Origin of the sequence: Leptospira congkakensis, from assembly GCF_004770265.1 — a bacterium.
GTDB classification, from domain to species: domain Bacteria; phylum Spirochaetota; class Leptospiria; order Leptospirales; family Leptospiraceae; genus Leptospira_A; species Leptospira_A congkakensis.
Window position 1 is genome coordinate 228,356 of the sequence record NZ_RQGQ01000011.1, and the last position, 24,002, is coordinate 252,357.

A 24,002-nucleotide genomic window follows, 5' to 3' on the forward strand; every position below is an offset into this window, starting at 1 on the left:
AAAGATCGGGAAGTGGCCCATTCAGACAAGGAAGATTATGACCACCAATTTGTTGAATTCTAATTTAAAGTTACATTAAGTAACGTTTACCGAGTTTATCTCTTTGGTAAATATTAGCACCCATTCGAATGAGTAGATCCGAAATTTCGCTAAGTCCATCAAAACTATTGGCAATATGAAGTGCAGTGACTCCACTGGGATCAGCGGCATTCGGATCAGCAGCAGAGTTTAACAAAACTTCCACAGCTTCGACATTCCCGGTTTCTGTGGCTTTGTGAATTGGATACAAACCCATGTTATCTGGTCTATTTGGATCAAGCCCAAGAGCGAGTAACTTTTTTAAATAATAAATATTGGAAACTTCAGTTACAGCAAGGCCGAGAAGTAGAGGTGATTCTGATACCAACACCTCTTTTAAATCGGAATCAGATAATAACAAATCAAATGATTCCCTGTCTTCTCTCGTGATGGAAGAACAGAATGTGCGTAACCTTAAATTGGATTTAGTTTTGCCTACGAAATCAATTATGTTTTGTATCATGTGTTCATCCTATCATTATAGGACGAATCTTGATTGTAAAAATGGGACATTTTTTTATATTCTGCGAACCATTCATTGGGAATACTTCCAGAAATTCGTTTGAAATCGCGATTGAAATGGGACTGGTCCGAATATTCAAATTCCTGTGCTAATTCAGTAAAACGTAAGTCTGGATTGTTTTTGCGGTAGTGTTCTGGATTTCGCACCATTTCCAGTAACCTGTGCACTGTTCTGTATTCAGAAGGATTCATCCCCACAATTTCTTTGAATTTACGATCCAATTGTTTTCTAGAAATACCGATTTTTTTACATAAATTCTGAATGGATGTGGCTGGATGCATCAATTCCAAAAGAGAAAACCGAACATATGTCGGTATTTCAGAATTTATACCCGGATAATCTTTTAGAAAACTGGTTAAAAATTCAGAAATCTCATTCTCAGAAGAATGATCTAATTTTAAAACATCATCTAACGTAGATTTGTTTCCAATTTCTAAAAATTGATTTTGTATTTCATCTCCTCGTTTGGAAAAAAGAGAATACATACCTCCTACAAAAAATCGAATCGCAAACAAGGATATATCTGTTTCTGATAAAATCCGCCACCGCCTTGTTTGTGGGCCGACTAAATGAATTTTTGGTAATGGAAAAATTTCTTTGTTTTCTGTTTCAACAATGGGTGGGTTTCCCAAATGGAACACCATCTCACATTCATAAGACGGTAAAATCCAAGGAAGTTCTCTAACATTCACACCCTTCCAAATCCAAAATTCTTTGATTGAGGATTTTAAATAGGAAGGTGGGTTAATAAATCGAATGTCCAAAGGATTACCATCTTTTTATTTGAATTTATTTCCAACGACTCATCCGTAATGCATTAAAAACAACTGAGATAGAACTGAGTGCCATTGCAAGCCCACTGACCCAAGGAAGCAGCAAACCGGAAGCAGCAATGGGAATTCCCAAAAGATTATAACCCAATGCCCAACCAAAGTTTTGTCGAATATTGATCACCGTATCTTTACCAATCCGAATGAGATCTACAATTCTTTGGATGTCCCCATTCACAAGTACTACATCAGCTGTCTGAATGGCAACATCAGATCCGGTCCCCATTGCAATTCCTACATCGGCAGAAGCAAGTGCAGGAGCATCATTGATTCCATCTCCCACCATTGCGGAATGGATTTTGTTTGTTTTTAATGTTTTGATGATTTTTGATTTATCTTCTGGATGAAGACCTGCATGTACAGAACTGATACCAACTAATTTAGCGACCTTTTCTGCGGAAGAAACATTGTCTCCCGTGAGAAGGACTGGCTCTACACCAATGGATTTAAGTTCTGTTATGGCTTCTTTTGCCTCGGGTCGTAACCCATCTTCAATACGAAAGACAACCATTCCTTCTGACTGTCCACGAATTCCCACAAATACCAAACTCGATCCATCTTGTGTCCAAGGTTGGATAGTTTTTAAAATTTCTTCAGAGATTACAAACCCGTTACCTTCAACAAACAATTGTTTACCGGCAAAATATTTGATTCCATTTTGTTCCGATTGGATTCCTCCACCAACAAACGTTTTTGTGGAAACGATCTGCATAGAATCTGTATAAAGATTTTTTTCTTTTCCATATCCGACAATGGCTTTTGCGAGTGGATGGTCAGAAGTTTTTTCCATTTCGATAATACATCTAAGTGTCTCTTCCCATAAGGCAGGATCCAACCCGAAATGAGTGATCCCTGTCACCTTTGGTTTCCCCTCTGTCAGGGTTCCCGTTTTATCAAAAGCAATCCAATTGATTTTAGAAACCGATTCCAATGCCTCGGCGCTACGAAATAAAACTCCACGTTTGGCAGCCCTTCCCGTTCCCACAAGTAAAGAGATTGGCGTAGCAAGACCTAACGCACAGGGACAAGCAATCACAAGGATGGCAATACTTGTTTCGATAGCAGAGGAAATCACACCAGGTGTGAGGATAAAATACCAAACCAAAAAATCAATGATACTAATAGAAATAACAACAGGAACAAAATAAGCGGAAATTTGATCTGCGATTCTTTGGATCGGAGCTTTAGTGCCAAGTGATTCCTCCACAGAACGAATGATATGTGAAAGTGTAGTATCATTTCCGACCTTTGTTGCCTTTACTACTAAGGAACCACTTCCATTTACAGATCCGCCTAATATTGGATCCCCAGGTTTTTTTTCAACAGGCATACTTTCACCAGTTAACATTGATTCATCGGAAAAACTATCCCCTTCGAACACAATCCCATCCATGGGAAACCGTTCCCCAGATTTTACCAAAACCAAATCCCCTACTTTTAAATATTCATTTGGGACTTCTGTTAAAATACCATTTGATTGAACAGTGGCTTTTTCGGGACGAAGTTTTAAAAGTGCGTTGATTCCATCGCTACTTTTCCCTTTCGCAAAATGTTCAATCCACTTACCTCCCAGAATAAAGGTGATGAGAATCGCAGATGTTTCAAAATATAAATCTTTTCCGAACACACTGTACCCATAGGCTGCACTGGTGCCAATCACAACAAGAACATCCATATTTGCAGATCCATTCTTTACCGCGCGATAGGCAGACTGATAAAAAGGAAATCCAATCAGAAACTGGACTGGAAACGCTAATGCCATTTGGACAAATCGATCCATTAGGATATGAGGCATTGGCATAAAACTTAAAAAACTAAAATGAGTCACCATTCCGTAAAACAAAGGAAAAGAAAATAAAGCAGAAAGAAGGAAACGTATTTTTAAATTCCGAATTTGGTTTTTCTGTTTTTTCTCTGTTTCAGATTGTTTACTCAAATCATGAACCAGGGCAGAATATCCGAGTGATTCCACTTTATCTAAAAGAGAATTTACAGTTACGGAATCATTAGCACGTAAAAAAACTGATTCACGTGCAAAGTTTACACGAACATCGAATACGCCTTCCATTTTGGAAAGGCCCTTCTCAATACGAAGGGCACAGTTGGCGCAGGTCATACCAAAAAGATCTAATGTTCGTTCTGTGGTATTATTTGATGTTTCCAAGGGAATATCCATCCTCACTCAAACGGCTGCGAAGTTTATTTAACTCCTCATCTGTTAAAGTTTCTTTTACGGTTACCAATTTATTTTCTATGTTTGCAGTTGCTTCTTTACCGATTTCACCAAAAAGCATTTCTACTGTTTTTTTACAATGCCCGCAAGTCATTCCTTCTACTTCATAATTAACCATGATGATGCTCCTTTTTCTGTTCCTTATTCTCAAATAACGGAAGTTTGTATTTCACAACCGCTCCTTTTTGAAAATTCCACTCTGGAGAAAGAATCAATTCTCCCTCCTCCACGGAACTTCCCCCTGGAATTTCACAATAAAAATGGTCGGGATGATTCTTACATTTTAATGGGAATTCCTTTCCTTTTGATACAACCTTACCCTGTAACTTCGAATTTTTGGAAGTAGGATTTTCAAAATTGATATCAAGTAAATACACCTTAAATCCTAAATTTTGATAAGGTAACACTTCCGTATGAAATGCTCCCGGCATTCGAATCAAACCTCCATGAGGACCTGGTTTGTGTTCACCATGTGCAAAAACTTGAGTTGCACTCATAAAGATTATAAAAAAAACAATTCTGCTAAAAAATCTGATTGGTTTCATCATAACTCCTTTGTTAAGATAAATCCAGTCTATACCTTCCAATTATTGGAAGGTCAATAGCCGAATTGAAATATTTTACAATTTTTCTAATTTTTTTTGGAGGAAAAAATGAATATTGGAGAACTATCTAAAGAATCTGGAGTCAGCACAAAACTCATTCGGCATTACGAAGGTATTGGTCTCATCCCTGAAGCGGGAAGGACAGATAACGGATACAGAATTTATAGTTCCGATGACATTCACTACTTACGATTTATCAAAAGGTCGAGAGAACTTGGATTTCCACTCGAAGATATAAAGAGTTTGCTCGGACTTTGGAAAAACAAAAGCAGAAGTAGCAAACAAGTCAAACTACTTGCCGAAAAACATTTAAATGAATTGGAATTAAAACTGAAACAATTAAAGGATATGTCAGATACGTTAAAAACTCTTGTGAAACATTGCCATGGAGACCATAGACCAGATTGTCCCATTTTAAAAAATCTAGAACAAACGTAATCAATGGGAAAAAGGGCAAAACTTTAAACTTATAAGTCTCTTTTTAAAATGTCAGCAATCAAACGAGTGGCATTTTCATTCAAATGGATGTCGCCACTTTGTAACAAATCTGTTCGATATCTCATAAATTTTCTCAAATCAATCAGAGGAATGTTATTTTCCTTTGTTAATTGAAACAAATCCAAAAATAGTTCCGAATCAGATTCCAACCAACTTGGATTCATCTGAAATCCAATACTTTCATAAACAAAAAAACGAGATTTATCGTATTCAACTTCTAAAGGAATATAAACAACTGTTAAACTTTTATTTGATTGTTCAATTTTATGTTTCAATTGATAAAAAACCTTTTTCCATCGATCAAAATTTACTTTAGCAGAAGTTTTTGTATCTAGAGAACTGGGAAGATAAGTGGGGCTAATTTGGAATAAAGTTTTAAGGGAATTGAAATCCACAACTTCAATCTTTTTCGCTTTTGAATCGGGAGCCATATAAGGAAGTTTGGATACACGATCCAATTCCTCTTCCATTCGAATTTGAATTGATTCAAAGTATTTATTTTTTATAAAACGACGAGTATGTTCAGGAAAGAAAAAAGATACAAAATGAACATACCAACTCTTATGATTTACAAAATGTAAGTAATCAGGCGTATCCCCTGTTTCATAAATATCATTCCCATAAACAATCAAATACACTTTATCAAAATCTAATTTTTGACTCACCTTTTCATATAGAGAAAACTCATTTTCTAAAGTAAATCCAGGGATACCGGTATTGATCCATTGACAATTCGTTTCCCTATTTAAAATTTCAGGAAAACTATCTTTCCAAAATATCCCGGAACCAAACGTTTGCGAATCACCTAACAATAAATATTTACAATTTGTGTTTTCTTTAACACTTCCAATCCGAAAACCATATTCATTAATTTCTCCAAATTCCCTTTCCCCTTGTCGGAAATAAGGAATTTTTCGAACCGGGGGGAAATGATAATGGCCATAGGGAAATCTTAAAATCTCAAAAGTATCAATGGTTCGGGTTACCAAAACCAATCCACAAAGGAAAAAGAAGGCATAAAGACCTATTTTGATTGATTTAAAAGGGAAAGTGGATAGATGAATCTCTTTTTTCATTGCAGATCTTTGGATTTGGAAAAGAATATACTTGTTTTCGATTTCATATGGATCAATCAAAAAAAGCAATAGGTTTCTTCGTTAGTTTAGCATTTTTAGTTTTGGGATTTTTAATCATCACAACAAAACAAATCGAACCTTCCTCTGATTTTGCACTGATCGAGTGGCAAGTCAAACTGGTAGGAAAAGGAATTTTTCATCTGCCTTACGATTATTCTCTACAGGATCCGAAGTTTCAACTTGTTCCTTTTCCGGAAGTTTTTTTTCATACAAAAGATAATTTCATTTATTCAACCTTTCCCAATTTTTACCCCATTTTAGTTTTCCCTTTTTACATGAGCCTGGGAACTATGGGGATTAAACTAATCCAATTACTTTTATTTTTTTTATCAGCTTTCGTATTTTATCAAATCAAAAAAGATACGGTAGCCACTATACTTTTGTTATTTGGCTCTACAATTTCTGTTTATATATTTTTAGTCCATGATACCATTCTCTTTTTGTTTTTAGAAGTAGTCATATTATTTTTATACCATCGCAAGTGGACTATAGTTTCTGGTTTTTTATCTTTGTGTTTGGTTTGGATGCGACCAGAAATGCTTTTTACAGCCTTGATTCTTCCCATTTGTTTTTCTAAAGAAATTAACTGGAAACAATACTTTCTAACCTTTTTCGCAACAGGATTTGTCTTTTCTATCATCAATCAAATTATCTTCGGAACTTTTATTCCACTTCGTATTTTTAAAGCTCCCCAATACCATTTCCGAATCGATTCCAGTTTCTATTTATTCAAAATTTGGTTAGAACAAGTTCCTATTTTTATTTTGTCCGTTATCTATTGTATAAGGTTTTTCTTTCATAAGAAAATATTATACCAAAACATTTTTTTAATTCTAATTACATTGTTTATGATCTTGATTTCACCAAATACTGGCGGGCACAACACTCCCAGATACTTATTTGGTCTTTTTCCACTTTATATTTTATTATTACGAAAAAACGAAGAAAACGAAACCACAATATCCAAAAAATGGTTTTTCATTTGTTTGTTACTTTCCTTGTATAGTTTGACAGTTCTTTTTCAACAGACAAAAGAAATTAAAAAAATATCAAAATTCCAATCCAATACATTAGAAGAGTTATCTAAAATAGAAGATAAAATTTTAGTTTTTAATAATGCAGACTTTGCTTTTGTGGTTTTGCCTCTTTTAGATCAAAAAAAGGATATTCTGTTATTACGAAATAGTGATAGCACCGAAACATTCTTTCAAATTCTGAACGCAAAAAATACAAAATCTTTTACATTTTTAGAACTTCCTCCTTCTCCCTTTCCTATCGGTGAAATTATAACACAACCTCGCTGCCTCAAAGACTGTTCATTTCAAAAAGGAGAAACGAAACCCGTTCCGAACACCTTATTGCCCATTATGGCAACTCAATACAAACGAATGTGAGGGCCGAGAAAGATATTTCCCAATTTGTTTTCTCCTTGGATTTCTTTGGATACCTTTTTGAATTCGACATATGAGCTCAAAACAATGTCCAAGCTGCGGTAGCACAAATATTTACCAAGAATCTGCAACCACTTATCGGTGCGGAGATTGTTTTGACCGGTTACCCACAGGGAGTACAGTCGAACTTCCTCCACCCAAAGTTTACGGAACTTCCAAACAAAACTCGCCAACAACATCTTTTGATAAATGGAAAAATATCATTACTGGAATTGTAGTCGCTTGGTTAGTATTAGGTTCATCTGCATTCACTTATTTCAAAAACAGTTTTAGTCCTAATGTAGAAGAAGAAACAGCAGTGATTCAAATCGATCCAAATTTAGAATCGATTGAAATCATTCCAGAAGGAGAATTCCAATTTACATCAGCTCTTCCTGACATTATCGGAAATGTTTATATTGTGGGAAAGTTTACCAACAAAAGTGGACAAAATTTACTGATGCCTAAATTTACTGTAGATTTATTGAGTCCAGAGGGAATAAATCTTGGATCAAGTTTTGGATATGCAGAAAAAAATATCGTTCCAAAAGATGAGTCTGTTAGTTTCCAAGTTTTACTAGAAAAAGCACCAAGTTACGATCATTTTAATATTTCTGTTACGGCTACTACCATCCCAGGTGATACAAAGAAAGCAGAACTTTTGATAAAACAAATTGATTTCAAACGTAACCAGAACAAAGAAGTTTTACTTTTAGGTAAAATTCAAAACCGAGGGAATGTTACAGCCAACTTCACAAAAATTGTTTGTTTACTCATTGATAAACAAGGACAAACGATTGATTACGAAAGTATTAGTTTGGAAAAGGAAGATTTTTTACCAAAAGAATCACAAAACTTTCAAATTATTTTTTCTAGAGCCAAACAATTTCCAGACTCTTACTACTGCGAAACAGATTCGATTCTAAAAGAAAATTCTCAAAACCAATAAGATAGTTTTAATCCCAGTGTTTGTGTAGGACTTTATAAAAGTTATCAATTGATTTGTCTAAATTATGAGAACGCCAATATGGATTTGTCTCTAAAGCATCTTGAACTGATTTTACGACGCTTCGAGTAAAACTTGTCCTATCAATTTTGGATCCTTTTTCCAATTTATCAAAATTTGTATTTCGTGTGGAAAGTTCCTTTTTGATTGCGGAAGAAATGACCAAAACCGCTTCATCAGCTGTTAGGCGGTGTTCCATAACCAATAACTCTGCCGCTTCTTTAATTAATTTAAGTTGTCGATCACTGACTGTCATAGGAAATCTCACAATCTCATCACCAAAGGATATAAAAAACAATTCAGAAACGAGAACCCATTTGGAAAAATTCTTTCAAAATATCCAATCAATTAAAAATAGTTTCAAACCTTGGCTATTGTAATCGAAATCAAGAACAATGATCTTTCTTTTGACGGACTCAGCGGATTCCGGGAGAGAATTATGTCTACCATCCTTCATACAGACGAAGATGTTGTTTTAGACTTCACCGAAATATCCATGTCCTTAGACAGCGCGACCATTGGCGAATTGATGAAGTTTCATTCGGCATTGGAATCTCGGAATTTACAATTACAAATTCGCGGGGTGAACAAACTCATCCGCACAGTCTTCCGACTGAACAAACTTGACACCATCCTACATCTAATCGACTGAATGTTTAAAAAGTTATCGGTTGGGAAAAAGTAACTCAAACCGTATTCTTTGACCAGGGCTTACCTTTACTTTTCCTTTCAATTGCAAAACTAATAAATTCATTAGTTTGATTCCAAACCCTGCTTCCGAATTTTCCAAAGAAAATGATTCTGGTAAGGGTTCTCCATTGTCCTGATAAATAAATAAAATCTGATCTTCCTTTATTTGGATTTGTACTTCTATGGAACCAAATTCAACAAGACGAAAGGAATGTTTCACCGAGTTACAAATGAGTTCGTTTAAGATGATTCCCAAATTATTTGCAATCTCTGGTTTTACTATGATAGTTGTGGAAGGTATAAACTCAAAACTAATGTTTTTAGGATAAGTGGTTAAAATTTCTCGAACTAAATTTGGAATGTAATCTTTAAGATCAATGGCATTGGGATTTTGTGAACGATACAAACGATCATACAAAGCCATCATACTTCTCAATCGCCCTGCTGCTTCATCAAACTGTTCTTTTAGATGATCATCATTCGAAAAGTTCGCTTGCATTTTGAGAAGACTATATACAGAAAATAAATTATTTTTGATTCTATGATGAACTTCCTGTAAAAGTAGTTCTTTTTCCAATAACAATTGTGATACTTTCTCTTCCGATTCGATGGTTCGAGTGATCAAAGTGTGTAAGGCAAAAAAACGATTGATATTACCATCAATGGAACGTAATGGAACAATAGTAGCACTCACCCAATAAATGGTACCAGCTTTAGTTTTGTTTCTAATGTCACCCTTCCAAACATATCCATTTTTGATCATGTGATACATCCGATCAAAAAATTCAGGGGAATGGAATCCGGAATTCAACAAACGGTGGTTATTTCCTACAAGTTCTTCTCGTGAATACATAGAAATTTCACAAAAACGATCATTCACATAGGAAATTTGCCCACTCTTATCTGTAATGGCAATAATGGCATGTTCATCAAAAGCATGTTTCAGTTGAGAAAATTCAAATTGAGACATTTTTAATTCAAAAAAATTTTTCTGATGAAGGTCTAGGTCTTTAGATCGTAAATCAGTAGAACCTTGGTCTGGAATCATTGACTTCGAATGAAGTTTAAAATCTTTTCTAAGTTCATCTGTAATGTCCCGAGCAATGACGATGATCCTTTTGTTACCGTTGGCGTCCGGCTGGAGTTTTCCCCTACACTCAAAGGTTAAAAAATGTCCATTTCTATGAGCAATCCGCCAGATTCCTGTTGTTTCAGCTCCAGGTGTTTCCAACTGCGAAATTTTTTCTCGAAGTTCCTCTCTATCTTCAGGATGAAAAAATTCGTCTACTGAACGACCAAGAATTTCATGCCACTCGTAACCTAACCTATGTTTATGAAATGAATTTGCATAACTAATTTTTTCAGAGGCATCCAACTCACAGACCAAATCAGGGATGTTTGAAAGTAAATCGTTGTAATTCGTTTGAAACATAAACTTAGATTTAGGTAGATTGATTTATTTCTAAAACTCTACTTTAGTACAGGATTATCATTCTATCAGAAAAGGTCTATAAAATTAATATGGACCAACTTCGATGGTGGTCAATAGACCGAAATCAATCTTTAATCCAATGGAATGGTTCTAAGATTATTAGAACCATTCTTTCTATTCCAGCAGTTTTGAATTCAAATTTCGATATAATAACATCTGTTTTATGAAAATGGAACAGACAAAGAGAGGAATGTAGATAGAAAAACTAGAATTTAATTTAGGTTATTGAAAAATTTCTTTTGCGGCTTTAGGATAACGTGCTTGAATTCCATCCCACCAAACATCAGTACTAAATGCTGCCCATTCTGAAATTTGCCATTTCCCATTGTTTTTTTTGAACAAGGCTTCCACATGACAACAATCATACGGAATGTCTTCTGAAAGTGAAATTTCTTTCCCATCCTTTCTTTTTGCCGTACCACGAAACCAAGCATAATCTCCCGAAACTTTAAAATGTTCTACGACAAAGATAAATTCTTGTTTGAATTCATTAGACAGGTTTGCACGTAGAAGATCCAAAAGATAGGTTCTTTCTTTTTCATTCGCTGTATTTTTTGTTTTATAATCTAAAACAGAAGATTCAGCAAATACTCCTATACTGAATAATAAAATGGCCCCAATAATATAAAAATACCGTTTCAAATGATTGTCCTCTCTTATCTTACCTTTGCTTTTTGGATCATTTTAAAAAATAAAGAAGGAAATATAGCCTGTAAAAACAATCCAAATTTTTCTTTAATACCAGAAATGACAACTTCACGTTGTTTGTTGGCAACCGCATGTAAAATTCTATGTGCACATAACTGAACTGGTAGTCCAGCAGCAATCACAGAATCCATTGTTCCGGTAGTTTTTCCGTCTCCTGTCAGTGCATTTTTAGAAATATTGGTTTGGATAAAACCAGGATATACCATAGTCACATAAATCCCATTTCGTTCCTCTTCCGAACGCAAACAATGAAAAAAGCCAACTAACGCGAATTTGGAGGCCGAATAAGCAGATCTAAGTGGGCTTCCCAATTTTCCAGCAACACTGGAAATCACAGCAAAATGAACTTCTTTTTTACCTACAATTTGTGGTAACATAGCTCGTGTCATTTCGGCAGCGCCATAAAAATTGGTGTTCATGATTTTTTCAAGAGTGACCAAATTTGTTTCTTTAGTTAAGGATCTTTGGCTGATGCCACCATTATGAATGACAACTTTTGGAATCCCATATTTTTGCAAACATCGTTTGGCAAAAGTTGCAGTAGATTGATAATCTTCTAAATCTAATTTTTCTACAGCGTAACGTCCCTTTTCTAGTTGGAGTTCTTTGGCGAGAGCTTCTAGAGTTTTTGTTTTTCGAGAAGCAAGTAATACTTTTGCATTTTGTTTGTATGCTTGGCTTACTAACTCTTTTCCAATTCCAGAAGAGGCTCCAGTAATCCAAACCCATTCATCTTGATAAAATTCGCTCATAAGATTCCCTCTTAGCCCGTTCTCTTTTCCTAAGAATTCTACTAGATGCGAATTTACCACAACTTGTTTTTATTGGCTGAATGGGTTTCAAAAAGCGATGGGGTCGTAAGAGGAGACCCCTAAATGGAGAAGGAATCAGATCCGAAAAATAGATCTGGTTCCCATAAATTTAATTTAAATTCCACCCTCTACGATTTGAAAACTTGGACATTCAATTCGATAAGGAGAACGTACCCCATTTTTGCCCAAATAAATTCCCTCGTGGACCAGACGGTATTCACCTGGCTCTGTATCCGTCTTGGTTTCCCAAACAAGTTCCACACTTTCTTCTGCTCTTCCCCAAATCCCACGTTTTTGATAAAAGAATTTAGTATCAAAATCTGCATCTGAGCGAATTGATTTCCAGTTGGTTTTATCTTGTTTTTCCACCCATAAATAAGAAGCTACTTTAGGATAACCGACATTTGGATTTACAGCTTCCACTCTACAAGTAACCACTTCTCCTTTTCGGTACGACTCCGCACTGGATTGGATGACAGTTTGTGGTTTGGCAGAAACAGAATCTGAACCAGGGACTTTCAATGGATGCACTTTGTCTGACAAATCCAATGGTATGATGGCACTGGATGTTGTAAGACTTCCATTTTTTAACTCTAAAGACATCTTATGAAATTCTTGTCTTAACGCATTTAAACTTTGAGGGCCATGGAGTGTATGTCCACCTTCATAGTTTTGTGTGGAGTATTCTTCTGGTGTAGTGATATATCCAGAGAAATCGTTGGTAAGTCCAGAGAGGACAATATCAGATGATTTTTCTTTTAATACAGATTGAACTTCTTTTTTCAATCGTCTGCTAGACATAGTTGTGACTTCATGTGGCATCACTAAAATTGTTAAATCACCAACCAATGCAAGTCCGTAAGGAAGAATTTGTGGTAAACTTGGTAGTGGTTTTGTTTCTCCCATAGGGAACAAAACAGCTTTTGGGTTTTGACATTCTCTCAGTTCTTCAGATGGAGACTGTAACATAAACTTTGCGATCCAATCAATATAAAATCTTCTGTTTTTGTTTGTCATTCCCTCATGGAACAAAAAGTGTCCTCCTCCTTCTTCTGTGGAACCGGCTGCAAACGCATAACCATAAGCAGATGGACAAGTTGTTTCCGTTTTTCCAGTCCCAGAAAACTCGCTACTAACTGGGTGTTTACTCATATCGATGAATCTTTGTGTAAAAGAGATTCCACCTGACAGTCGTTTACCTGATGATTTCAAAATTTGTTGGCTCGCCAAAAACTGTCTTTTGCCAATGATAAAACTACTATCGTAAATATCTTTACCTGGGCCAGTATTGTCCAAATTTAAGTTAGGGGAAACATCCCCTTCATTTGCTTGAGCAAAGATAGCAACAAAATCGTTTAATCCTTGTTTTTTGGCTTCAGATTCGGAAAGTAACGAAGCAATCCCCTTGTTGTCCGAAGAAATAAGGCGATTGTCAAAAGTGATATTGGTTGGATGAACCCCATACCAGTTGACAAACCCAACAGGAACTCCCGCTACTGATACTGTTAGTTGGACCATCTCTCGATCAATGTTATCGGAATATTGTTTTCTTTCTGGTTCTGGATTGGCAAGATATGCTGAAAGACTTCGATTCACTCCAGCTTCTCCTACTAAAGCCTTTCCAATGGTTAACTCTGCAGGTTTCAGTTTAGAATAGGCTTCTTTGATCGATTCAAAAATCCCATCTCTTAATACAGCATAAGATTCTGAATAAAATTCTTTTGAATAAAAAGAAACTTCGGAATAATGAAAATGTCCTGCAGGCCCGCTATGTGTATGAGAGGCGTTGATCAGAACATTCCCATAACCAAAACCAGGATCCAATTCTGTTTGGAGTCTTTTGACAACATCCCTTTGGATTTCAAAAGGAATCCCACCTACTTCGGCGGTTACATAAGCCAAAAGTTTTTTGGAACTTTGGTCTCGAATCACAAGCGAACGAGCATATTGCCTGGTGTGGATTCCGAGCCCCGTTTGGTCCTCTCTTGCATAACCCCAAAACATAACACCCACAGACGGGCCAGTGATATCCTTTTTAGCCATAGCCGCTAAGTATACCGGACTCTCCTCCGACCAAATCGGAAGGGAAAAACATAAAAGAAAGACGGATAGAATTCGAAACTGCATGGACTTAGTGTAAATGGATTTTGAGCAAATGTCAATCCCGAACAATTGTCGACTAATTTTAAGACATAATCTGCTATTTGAGAGGAAAATCCATAATAACGGATCGAGATAGATAAACCAAAGCACTAACTCCAATCAGTAGAAAAAGTAAGTCACTGAAGAAAGTAAGGACGAAACCACAGAATCCCGAGAGATTGACTAATAACAACCTCCAAGGAAGTGATTATGTTTTCTTTACTCCAAACAAAATTAGGCCGATTCCGGATTTTAGCCTTTTTGGAAGGACTTTCTTTTCTCGCCATCCTCTTCATCACAATGCCCTTAAAGTATCTCTACCAAAATCCAGAACCAAACAAAATTGTTGGGCTTGTGCACGGATTGTTATTCCTTTTGTATTTAGTAGAATTATTCCAAGTCAAAGTGGAGTTGGAATGGAAGGCCAAAAAAACATTACTCGCGGCACTGGCTTCCGTTGTTCCCTTTGGAACCTTTATCGCAGAAAAATATTTGTATTTAAAATCTGATGTTGAAGAACCAGCCGGAATCAATAAGTAATTTTCTAACTAACAAATATTTTTTATTGATACTTAACTGAGTGATTCTTCATATAACAACAGTATAGTTTCTTACTGAAATGAAATCTTTCCTTAAACACTCGTTAAAGTTTATATTCCTATTTTGCTTTCTTCTAACAGGGTCTATATGGCCAATAGACCTTAGCGGAATTCTGGACAAAAAGTCCATTGGTAAGGAAATTTGGATACTCGAAGACCGGTCCAAATCTTTTAGAATCGAAGATGTATTAAAAGAAGAAACAAATCAAAATTTTGTCCTCTCTACAGAAGAGATTCCCAATTTTGGTCAGACAAACTATTACTATTGGATTAAAATCCCAATAGAAAACAAAGGCAAAGAATCTATCATTCGTTTGCTAGAAATTGATTATAGCAATATTGATTTAGTTGAAGTTTATTCTGAAACAAACAAGAATTACCAGCTAATCAACAAATCAGGAATGATGTTTCCGTTCTCCGCGAGAAGTACCAACAACAGGAATTTCGTATACCCTTTAGAACTCGCCAAAGAATCCTCCCAAACTATTTACATCAAACTCTATAATGGAGGAGGACTTTCTGTCCCCATTACCATCTGGGAAAAAGAAACTTTTTCTTCACACTATGCTGACATCCAACATGGATTAGGATTGTATTATGGAGTTATGTTAGTCATGATCCTATACAATTTTTTTATCTTTCTAAGTGTAAGAGATCTCAGTTATTTATATTATGTAATCTATATTTTTGGATTTTTAGGAGTTCAGCTCACTCTTACGGGACACGGATTTCAGTATCTATGGCCAAACCTACCTGAATTCCAGAGAAATGGGTTTGTATTTTTTTGTGGGTTTTGTATACCCGCACTCATCCTATTTGCAAAACGTTTTTTAAACACAAAAGAAAACTTACCTTATTGGTTAAACCAAACATTAAATGTATTTTTAATTCTACCTTTAATCCAATTCCCTCTCATCTTATTCTTATCTCCTGAAATCACTGTAAAAATTGGTTTATTATTAACACTACCTGCCCCCGTTCTCATTTTTATAACGGCGATCATTAGTTTTGTTCGTCGTTACCGACCTGCTCGTTTTTTCCTACTCGCTTTCACAGTATTAATCGGTGCTACCATCGTTGTTGCTTTTAAATACTTAAATCTAATTCCTGAAAATTTTCTGACCGAATATGGACTCTATATTGGATCTGCCTCTGAAGTGATCTTACTTTCTATTGCGCTTGCTGATCGAATCAATATCATGAAAGAAGAAAAGGAAGTCGCTCAGTCAAAAGCCATTGAGATGCAAAAAATTCTCACTGAGTCTTATGCTCGGTTTGTTCCCAAAGACTTTCTCGCCAATCTCGGTAAAGAAACCATTTTAGATGTTAAGTTAGGCGATCAAATCCAAAAGTATATGGCTGTTCTCTTTAGTGATATTCGTTCCTTCACAACTCTATCAGAACAAATGAGCCCAGAACAAAATTTTAATTTTATTAATTCTTATTTGGGAAGGATGAGTCCAATCATTCAAAAACACAATGGTTTTATCGATAAATTCATTGGCGATGCGATTATGGCACTATTCGAAAGGAATATCACTGATGCCATCTTTGCCGGAGTGGACATGCAATTGTATTTAAAAGAATACAATCATCATAGAAACAAACAAGGATATGTCCCCATCCAAATTGGAATTGGTATTCATGCAGGGTCTCTAATGTTAGGGACTATTGGTGCCGAGGAAAGATTGGAAGGTACTGTGATTTCGGATACCGTCAACCTAGCATCCCGTGTTCAAAACCTAACCAAAATTTATGGTGCTAAAATTGCTGTCACAGAAGCGGCGATTCATGCCATTGATGATAAACACATTCAAAGTTTACAATATAGATTTTTAGACCGTGTCCGTGTGAAAGGAAAAACAAAACCAGTTTCTGTTTACGAAATTCTAAACGGCGATGATCCCATCTTTTTAGAACAAAAACTAAATACAAAAACTTTGTATCTGGAAGCCACCACCGCTTACCATTCCGAAAATTTTGCAGAAGCGAAAGAAAAATTTGAAACGGTCGCCAAATTATTCCCAGAAGACAAGGCCACACAATTATATTTGAAACGATTGTTCCCAAGAACTTCCCCTACCACATCCATTTTAGGTGAATTGCCTGAAGAAGAAGAATGAAGCTATTAACATGACAAAACACTACCCATCTTAACCTTTAAAAAGTTAACTAAACAAACAGAAATCTATAAAAAACCGAGATAGTTTCCTTGCGGTTTCTTTAGGGGAAATTTCTATAGGATCATGAAAGCCCTTTGGATACTATCTCTACTTAGTTTTCTTTTTAGCATTGGTATCAGTGCCCAAACAAAAAAGGCTATCAAAAAACAAATTCCTACAAAAACGGAAATCCCCCCTGAAATCGAAAGAACAAGTTCCGAACCACCTAACCAATACCAAATTCGATTAACTATGGAAAACGATGCCTTCGGTGGATTTTCCGATCGATATTACACCAACGGGTCTCGATTGGAATTTCATATGACTGCTGGAGAGTCCAATCCCACACGAAGAATTTTAGGTTATTGGAACGATATATTTATCACAACCTCCGAAAAAACAAGATATTTACAAGGATTCGCCCTTGGCCAAGAATTCTACACACCAACAAACATAAGAAAGGCGGATGTATCTTATGGAGATAGACCTTATTCCAGCCGAGCTTACTTTAGCAATTCTTTAACAACTGCTACAGAAGATACCAGCATCACAACAGAATTAGAAGTAGGAATGATTGGTCCCTCTGTTGGCGGAAAATCAGCACAAATGAATTTTCATAATTTAATTGGTTCACCCACACCACAAGGATGGGACAGCCAAATTCCAAATTCATATTCGGGTGCACTACGAACCGATGTTCGAAAGTTTCACCATCGATTTTTTGGAACTCAATACAATGTTAATTTGGGAAATATACAAACAGATGCATCCTTTGGTTTGATTTTTCGATTTGGGAATGTAGATAAAACTCCAGGACAAGGCACCTCTGCATTACAACCTGGCCCTCCTATTTTACATGAAGAAGGAAAAGGATATTGGTATTTTTATATCAATCCAGGTGGAACATTCCAACTGTATAATGCAACAATCCAAGGACAAATTGGAACAGATAGAACCTATAAAAATCAAAATAGAAATACTGCGTTTAGTAACTGGGACAATTATTTGAACAACCCAACTCCAGAAGCTGGAGAAAGAGAAATTCAATACCGAGCTCTCGCCGAAGATAATGGAAAAAACTCCCTTCAAAGATATATATTATTTAACGAGTTTTTAGTGAACGGCACAAACAATCCTTATAACATTGGATTAAACTATCTAATTTTTAATAACATCTTTAATGGTGCAGAAAGTATAGAAAAAACGACACGATTGTTCCTTTTAAAGAACTTAGTAGACCAGTGGGATATTATACCAGATAATGCTCGTGCCTTAGCAATTTATTCTATCTTCAGACCAGAAGGTGGTAAACTTCCACCACTCGTTCGTTTATATTCTTACGAAGTTTTATCACAATTTATTTTAGATCCCAAACAAAGAGAAGTCCTATTACAATTGTTACGTGATGAAATAGAATTCAGAGATGAAAAAACCTATGTGGCTGACTTAAAAAGGGCTGTTGGTTTTGTTCGAGCAGGGTTTGTTTCGGTTTCCAATGCAGGTTTTTTGTTCGGTATCCACTACAATTACCAAACGATCGATTTTCAATCTGCAAAAGGATTACCGCAACAACACCAATGGGTTGGGTTCCAATTAGGACAAGTTTTCTGATGAACCATTTGTAATTAGAATCACTATTAAAGAAAATTGAACTAGTGTCAAAATTATTCTCGCCAAAGGTGGCATCAATCTTCGACACTATGCGATCATGAACAATCACAATTTAGGTGGACGTCTTTGGTCTGTTCTAATTCTATTTGGACTCGTAGGGCAAATTGCATGGGCAGTAGAGAATATTTACTTCAACCTATTTATCTACAACACCATCACCAAAAGTACATCATCAGTCACACTAATGGTACAACTCAGTGGAATTGTGGCAACCTTTACCACTCTCATAGCGGGAATCCTCACTGACAAAGCTGGGAACAGAAAGTTTTTTATTTCTATCGGTTATTTACTATGGGGACTCTTAACATTATCCTTCGCTTTTATCTCTAAGGAAAACACGGCCAATTGGTTTCAACTTTCTGATTCCACTCAAATCATAAGCCTGACAATAACAATAGTCATTACATTGGATTGTATCATGACAGCATTTGGATCAACAGCAAATGATGCTGCCTTTAATGCCTATGTTACAGATAACACTGGCGATGCGAGAAGTCTTGCGGAAGGTGTACTTTCGGCAATGCCACTTATTGCTATGTTAATTGTTGCAGGTGGATTTGGAATCATCGTAAACGCATTGGGATACCCTGGTTTATTTGTGACGGTTGGAACAATGATGTCTGTTTCAGGATTGATTGGTATTTTTATCATTAAAGACAATCCAAATCTAAAAAAACAAGATACAAACTTTGTCTCAGACATTTGTTACGGATTTAAAATCACAGTAGTCCGTGAGAATCAAAAACTATACCTATATTTTCTTGCCATGGGGATCTACGGAATCGCTAGCCAAATCTATATGCCTTATCTCATCATCTATATGCAAGAGTATTTAAAATTTGATGCGATTCAATACTCCATTGTACTCGCAGGTGTCATTCTTGGAGCAAGTATATTGTCCGTTTTACTTGGGAAAAGTTTTGATGGAAAAAACAAAGACAAACTACTAGTTTACTTTTCCATTTTATATATTGTAGGTATGTTATCTTTGTATACAACTTCCAAAACGATTGATCTAAATTTTAAAACACAAGTTATGTGGTTTACCGGAATTACAAGTTTATTATTGATTACAGGATTTGTCCAAGTTCTCGCACTTCTAGGTGCACAGATACGAGACAACACACCAAGCGAAAATACAGGAAAATTACAAGGAATACGAATGATCTTTTTTGTTTTAATTCCAATGTACATTGGCCCAATGATTGGCCAAACCATAAATGAAAGAACTAATCTTACTTATATAGATCCAATCAATGGATCGACTGCCCATGTTCCTTCGCCTGAAATATTTTTATTCGGTGCAATCTTTTGTATTTTAATTTTTATTCCGCTTTATTTCTTATTTAGAGGAAAACACTCATAATGAAAATTTCTCATCTTGAATATCCGCGCCCTCAACTAGAAAGGAATAGTTATCTCAATTTAAACGGCGAATGGAATTTAACTCATTCGCTGCAGGATAACAAAACCAAAAACCATTATAAAATCAATGTTCCATTTTCCCCTGAATCAAATGCCAGTGGTATTGGAAATTTTATCCTTCAACCAAATGAAGAATTAGTATATGAAAGAGAATTCGAAGTTTTGCCTTCATTTATCAACGACATCACCTTACTTCATTTTGGTGCAGTAGATTATAGTTGTAGTTGTTATATCAATGGCGAAGAAGTTGGGTCCCATAAAGGAGGATTCCTACCATTCCAGTTTGATATTTCCCCATACATCAAAGTTGGTAAAAACAAAATACAACTAAAAGTTACCGATCCTACAGATACAGGTTCCCAATCCAGAGGGAAACAAAAGCTAAAAAGAGGAGGGATTTGGTATACTCCACAATCGGGAATTTGGCAAACAGTTTGGTTAGAAAGTGTATCCAAAGACTATATAAAAGATATTAAAATCACACCTAACATAGATACAAAATCTGTTGAAATTCTTTTGATTACTGAAAGTCAAGAAGTAACCATACAAATATTAGATGGAGAAACGGCAATTGCTGAGGGTTCCGGCAAAAAGGTAAACATTTCTATTCCCAATATGGAACTTTGGTCTCCCGAAAATCCCAAACTCTATCAGATAAGGATCAAAACTCCTAATGATTTTGTTCAATCATATTTTGGAATGAGGAAATTTTCTATCGGATTTGATGGGAAATTCAAAAGATTATTCTTAAACAACAAACCATATTTTCATAACGGACTTCTTGACCAAGGATATTGGTCGGAAGGATTACTCACACCACCTAGCGATGAGGCGATGGAAAAAGAAATCAAACTAATGAAAGATATGGGTTTTAATATGTTACGAAAACATATTAAAATTGAACCTTTACGTTGGTATTATCACTGCGACCGACTTGGGGTTCTTGTTTGGCAAGATTTTGTTTGTGGTGGGGGAGCTTACGAAAACTGGAAAGTTGCTTACTTACCTTTTATCGGCTGGAAAACTAAAGATACAAAATACAAGTTTTTGAACCGAACAGATGAAGTGGGAAGAAATGAGTTCATAAGTGAAATGGATGAAACAGTAAATTTATTAAAAAACACGGTATCACTTTCCGTGTGGGTACTTTTTAACGAAGGTTGGGGACAATTTGACAGCATCAAATTAACAGAAAAACTAAGGAATTTAGACAATACGAGAACTATCGACAGTGTGAGTGGATGGTATGACCAAGGAAAAAGTAGTAGCGACCTCAAAAGTCTACATTTGTACTATCAAAAATTAAAAGTTCCCAAAAAAGATCCAAGAGTCATTGTATTATCTGAATTTGGTGGTTATTCATTAAAAACAGAAAACCATGTATATGATAACGACAAACTTTTTGGATATAAAATCCTTCCCGACAAACAAAGTTTAGAAAAAGAATATAGAAGTTTAATCGAAGATCAATTAATTCCCTTAATAGACAAAGGTCTCAGCGCCTCTATTTATACACAAGTTAGTGATGTAGAAGAAGAAATAAATGGACTTGTCACTTATGACAGAAAAGTAATTAAATTTGATATAGAATTCATGCGAGAACTCAATGCAAAAATTACCTATCATTAGGAATACAAAATGGAATTGATAACCAACCATCCAGTACTCACTTTTTTTATCATATGTACTTTAGGTTTCGTATTTTATTACATGTTTGAAGTCGCGGAAACTCCGGTACTTCGATTTAGTGAATCAGATTTTTTATTAAACGTAATCGAAAGGTCACCAAACTTAACAAACAAATACTATCCTACTTTTTGGTGTTTTAACCAACATCTAATGTTGTTATTACTCATGTTAAAAGAATATCGCACAAAACCCTTTGTATATGACAAACTAGAACAAATCAAAATGAAAGATGGTGGGATTACTGGAATTGCTTGGTCAGGAATCCAAACCGGCTCTGCCAAAACTGACAAACCCATTGTGGTTGTCTTTCACACCATCAGCGGAGATGAACAAGATGTAAAATCAACTGTCCAATATTTACGCGAAAAATATGGCTGGATGGTTGTTGTCTGCATTCGCAGAGGTCACGGAAACCTTCCACTCACAAAACCAAAAATTAATACTATGGGATCCACTTCTGATTTAAAAGAACAACTTGCCCATATTCAAAAAAAATTCCCCAAAAGACAACTGTTTGGTGTAGGAATTTCAGCGGGATCAGGCTTACTCGCGCGTTATTTAGGTGAAGCTGGAATCAAAAGTCAATTTACCGCAGCAGTAGCAGTATCTCCCGCTTACGATATAGAAAAAGCTTTCCATAGAGTTCATCCCGTTTATAGCAAAATCATGGGACAAAGACTAATTAATTATTTTTTGAAAAATCACTACGAAAGTTTATCAAAACTAAAAGGTGTGGAAGAACTATTAAAAGTTAAAACCATTGGAGAATTCCAAGATAAGTTACATACGATTTCTGGATTCAAAGATAAAGAAAAATACTATTACCACTCCAATCCCGTGTTAGTCGCCAACAATATAAAAACACCCCTTCTTGTTTTAAATTCAGCCGACGATCCCATTTGTGTGAACCAAAATGTATTAGAAAATCTTCATTGGTTAGAAACCCTTCCGAATACCATACACGTTCATACCAAACGAGGTAGTCATATTGCCTACTTCCAAGGAATCAAAGCAAAATCTTGGTCAGATTCCGTAATCGGAGAATATTTTTCTGCCGTTCTTAATGAGAAACGGACAAATCAAAAACAAACAAAAAAGAAAGTTTAGATTGTTTTGGATCGATACACTTGTGGAGAAACTCCATACCGATTTTGGAAAAGTTTGTGGAAGGCGGATTTAGAATTAAAACCTGAAGCATAAATAATACTAAGGATTGCCATATCTGGTCTTTCCTTGAGAAGACTTGCTGCCTCCTGCAAACGAAACTGATTGATGTAATTTCTAAATGTAAAACCCAAAGTAGAATTCAAAACTTCTGAAAGTTGATGAGAATTCAAATCCAAATGTTCCGCTAACGTTGCTAAAGACAATTCATCGTTCAAATACAATCGATCAATCTTCATCAGATCATCCAACCTTTGTAAAACCAATGAAATATTAACACCTTTCACTCGACTTTCTTTATACCGAGCCATCCGCGTTTCTATTTTAAATTTGAAACTAAAATCCTTATAATTAATTTTTAAAATCAAAAGAAAAGCTAAAAGTAAAGTCAAAGTGAAACAAGCAAATAGGAATATTTGCATAAAAAATAATTGTGCCAATACAAACAGAAATACAACGAACAGAGAGTATAATAATAAATATAAAAATGGACCAAAAGAAGATTCTAAACTCTCTTTTGAATTCGATTTCCAACGACCCACTCGGATCATAAACCAAACCATATAACAAAGATTTGATACAACACCAATCCCCAATAAAATCAAAACAGAATCCGAATCAAAATGATGAGAATGTGTTTCTAAACCAGAATTTGAAATGAAATAAGGTTGTGGTCGAAAAAGAAACAAATAGAAAAGACTCAAAAGACTTGGTAAAAAATGATATAGGGAGATTTCATAAACATCTCCGCCGCTAATCTCTTCAAAAAAAATATAACTAAATGGGCCAAGAAGTAACAAGCAAGGAATATGAATTCCATACAAAAACGGATAAAAATAAATATCCCTTGTGAGTTCGCCAAAAATATGGAATTGCAAAATGGTCAAAGTAAGAAATAAAAATGCAGGTGTGAACCGATATAACAAACCCAGAATGGAACTAGAAGTTTGGGAACCCGATGTTCGATTTTTTGGTTCATTTGTTTGAATTTGATCCTTTTCTTTCTGAATTGTTTCGATCCAAGAAGACATTGCCAAAAGAAAGGATATCACAGCACCTACAAAAGGAATTAAATTCATAAACGTTATTAAGGAATAAAAAAGATCCGT

At 35.5% G+C, this 24,002-nt stretch carries 22 protein-coding genes; 10 read left to right on the forward strand and 12 right to left on the reverse strand.

Annotated elements, in window-relative coordinates; genetic code table 11:
- Positions 1 to 70: 70 nt before the first annotated feature.
- From EHQ70_RS08365 to EHQ70_RS08385, 5 genes are read right to left on the reverse strand one after another with little or no spacing between them, the layout of a single operon-like run.
- A complete protein-coding gene (locus EHQ70_RS08365; protein WP_135585353.1) occupies positions 71 to 541 on the reverse strand; it encodes an ankyrin repeat domain-containing protein in 471 nt (156 codons plus the stop codon).
- On the reverse strand, positions 538 to 1,365 hold the full coding sequence (locus EHQ70_RS08370; RefSeq protein ID WP_135585355.1) for a helix-turn-helix domain-containing protein: 828 nt from the start codon (positions 1,363 to 1,365) through the stop codon (positions 538 to 540). Before EHQ70_RS08370 ends, EHQ70_RS08365 begins: the two co-directional genes overlap by 4 nt.
- Before the next feature lie 25 nt (positions 1,366 to 1,390).
- Complete coding sequence (locus EHQ70_RS08375) at positions 1,391 to 3,595, reverse strand: heavy metal translocating P-type ATPase (RefSeq protein ID WP_135585357.1); 2,205 nt, start codon at positions 3,593 to 3,595, stop codon at positions 1,391 to 1,393.
- Complete coding sequence (locus EHQ70_RS08380) at positions 3,579 to 3,782, reverse strand: heavy-metal-associated domain-containing protein (RefSeq protein WP_135585359.1); 204 nt, start codon at positions 3,780 to 3,782, stop codon at positions 3,579 to 3,581. Before EHQ70_RS08380 ends, EHQ70_RS08375 begins: the two co-directional genes overlap by 17 nt.
- Entirely contained in the window at positions 3,775 to 4,209 is a 435-nt protein-coding gene (locus EHQ70_RS08385) for a hypothetical protein (protein ID WP_135585361.1), read from the reverse strand. The genes EHQ70_RS08380 and EHQ70_RS08385 overlap by 8 nt, the downstream gene beginning before the upstream one ends.
- Before the next feature lie 108 nt (positions 4,210 to 4,317).
- Here EHQ70_RS08385 and cueR point away from each other — a divergent pair, with 108 nt between their 5' ends.
- Positions 4,318 to 4,707 carry a Cu(I)-responsive transcriptional regulator gene (gene cueR, locus EHQ70_RS08390; RefSeq protein ID WP_135585363.1) on the forward strand — a complete coding sequence of 130 codons (390 nt, stop codon included), beginning with the start codon at positions 4,318 to 4,320 and terminating at the stop codon, positions 4,705 to 4,707.
- A gap of 29 nt (positions 4,708 to 4,736) precedes the next feature.
- On the opposite strand, the gene EHQ70_RS08395 is transcribed toward cueR, so the two are convergent.
- Positions 4,737 to 5,843, reverse strand: a complete 1,107-nt coding sequence (locus EHQ70_RS08395) for an SGNH/GDSL hydrolase family protein (RefSeq protein WP_135585365.1) — start codon at positions 5,841 to 5,843, stop codon at positions 4,737 to 4,739.
- Positions 5,844 to 5,890: 47 nt separating this feature from the next.
- Between EHQ70_RS08395 and EHQ70_RS08400 the strand changes: the two genes are divergently transcribed.
- Positions 5,891 to 7,297 (forward strand): LA_3751/LA_3752 family putative glycosyltransferase, encoded by a 1,407-nt coding sequence (locus EHQ70_RS08400; protein ID WP_135585367.1) that lies wholly within the window; start codon positions 5,891 to 5,893, stop codon positions 7,295 to 7,297.
- 70 nt (positions 7,298 to 7,367) lie between these two features.
- On the forward strand, positions 7,368 to 8,282 hold the full coding sequence (locus tag EHQ70_RS08405; RefSeq protein WP_135585369.1) for a hypothetical protein: 915 nt from the start codon (positions 7,368 to 7,370) through the stop codon (positions 8,280 to 8,282).
- Positions 8,283 to 8,289: 7 nt separating this feature from the next.
- Here the strand turns inward: EHQ70_RS08405 and EHQ70_RS08410 are convergent, their stop codons facing one another.
- Positions 8,290 to 8,595 (reverse strand): hypothetical protein, encoded by a 306-nt coding sequence (locus EHQ70_RS08410; RefSeq protein WP_135585371.1) that lies wholly within the window; start codon positions 8,593 to 8,595, stop codon positions 8,290 to 8,292.
- A gap of 183 nt (positions 8,596 to 8,778) precedes the next feature.
- On the opposite strand from EHQ70_RS08410, the gene EHQ70_RS08415 reads away from it, so the two are divergent.
- Complete coding sequence (locus EHQ70_RS08415) at positions 8,779 to 8,991, forward strand: STAS domain-containing protein (protein WP_135585372.1); 213 nt, start codon at positions 8,779 to 8,781, stop codon at positions 8,989 to 8,991.
- A gap of 12 nt (positions 8,992 to 9,003) precedes the next feature.
- Here EHQ70_RS08415 and EHQ70_RS08420 read toward each other — a convergent pair whose 3' ends face one another.
- The 4 genes from EHQ70_RS08420 to EHQ70_RS08435 all read right to left on the reverse strand — a co-directional run bounded on the left by EHQ70_RS08420 (position 9,004) and on the right by EHQ70_RS08435 (position 14,168).
- A complete protein-coding gene (locus EHQ70_RS08420) occupies positions 9,004 to 10,461 on the reverse strand; it encodes a PAS domain S-box protein (protein WP_135585374.1) in 1,458 nt (485 codons plus the stop codon).
- Positions 10,462 to 10,743: 282 nt separating this feature from the next.
- Positions 10,744 to 11,163 (reverse strand): hypothetical protein, encoded by a 420-nt coding sequence (locus EHQ70_RS08425; RefSeq protein ID WP_135585376.1) that lies wholly within the window; start codon positions 11,161 to 11,163, stop codon positions 10,744 to 10,746.
- Positions 11,164 to 11,177: 14 nt separating this feature from the next.
- Entirely contained in the window at positions 11,178 to 11,981 is an 804-nt protein-coding gene (locus EHQ70_RS08430) for an SDR family NAD(P)-dependent oxidoreductase (protein WP_135585378.1), read from the reverse strand.
- A 174-nt stretch (positions 11,982 to 12,155) separates the two neighbouring features.
- On the reverse strand, positions 12,156 to 14,168 hold the full coding sequence (locus EHQ70_RS08435; protein ID WP_135585380.1) for a neutral/alkaline non-lysosomal ceramidase N-terminal domain-containing protein: 2,013 nt from the start codon (positions 14,166 to 14,168) through the stop codon (positions 12,156 to 12,158).
- Between the two features lie 225 nt (positions 14,169 to 14,393).
- Between EHQ70_RS08435 and EHQ70_RS08440 the strand changes: the two genes are divergently transcribed.
- From EHQ70_RS08440 to EHQ70_RS08465, 6 genes are all read left to right on the forward strand, one after another.
- On the forward strand, positions 14,394 to 14,723 hold the full coding sequence (locus tag EHQ70_RS08440) for a DUF3817 domain-containing protein (RefSeq protein WP_135585382.1): 330 nt from the start codon (positions 14,394 to 14,396) through the stop codon (positions 14,721 to 14,723).
- A 79-nt stretch (positions 14,724 to 14,802) separates the two neighbouring features.
- Positions 14,803 to 16,905 carry a 7TM diverse intracellular signaling domain-containing protein gene (locus tag EHQ70_RS08445; RefSeq protein WP_135585384.1) on the forward strand — a complete coding sequence of 701 codons (2,103 nt, stop codon included), beginning with the start codon at positions 14,803 to 14,805 and terminating at the stop codon, positions 16,903 to 16,905.
- A gap of 123 nt (positions 16,906 to 17,028) precedes the next feature.
- Complete coding sequence (locus EHQ70_RS08450) at positions 17,029 to 18,555, forward strand: lipid A deacylase LpxR family protein (protein ID WP_135585386.1); 1,527 nt, start codon at positions 17,029 to 17,031, stop codon at positions 18,553 to 18,555.
- A 97-nt stretch (positions 18,556 to 18,652) separates the two neighbouring features.
- Positions 18,653 to 19,981 carry an MFS transporter gene (locus EHQ70_RS08455; protein WP_135585388.1) on the forward strand — a complete coding sequence of 443 codons (1,329 nt, stop codon included), beginning with the start codon at positions 18,653 to 18,655 and terminating at the stop codon, positions 19,979 to 19,981.
- On the forward strand, positions 19,981 to 21,669 hold the full coding sequence (locus tag EHQ70_RS08460) for a glycoside hydrolase family 2 protein (protein ID WP_167481699.1): 1,689 nt from the start codon (positions 19,981 to 19,983) through the stop codon (positions 21,667 to 21,669). The genes EHQ70_RS08455 and EHQ70_RS08460 overlap by 1 nt, the downstream gene beginning before the upstream one ends.
- 9 nt (positions 21,670 to 21,678) lie before the next feature.
- Positions 21,679 to 22,836 carry a YheT family hydrolase gene (locus EHQ70_RS08465; RefSeq protein WP_135585392.1) on the forward strand — a complete coding sequence of 386 codons (1,158 nt, stop codon included), beginning with the start codon at positions 21,679 to 21,681 and terminating at the stop codon, positions 22,834 to 22,836.
- Here EHQ70_RS08465 and EHQ70_RS08470 read toward each other — a convergent pair.
- On the reverse strand, positions 22,833 to 23,972 hold the full coding sequence (locus EHQ70_RS08470) for an AraC family transcriptional regulator (protein ID WP_135585394.1): 1,140 nt from the start codon (positions 23,970 to 23,972) through the stop codon (positions 22,833 to 22,835). The two genes, EHQ70_RS08465 and EHQ70_RS08470, sit on opposite strands and share 4 nt — an antisense overlap.
- Between the last annotated feature and the right edge of the window lie 30 nt (positions 23,973 to 24,002).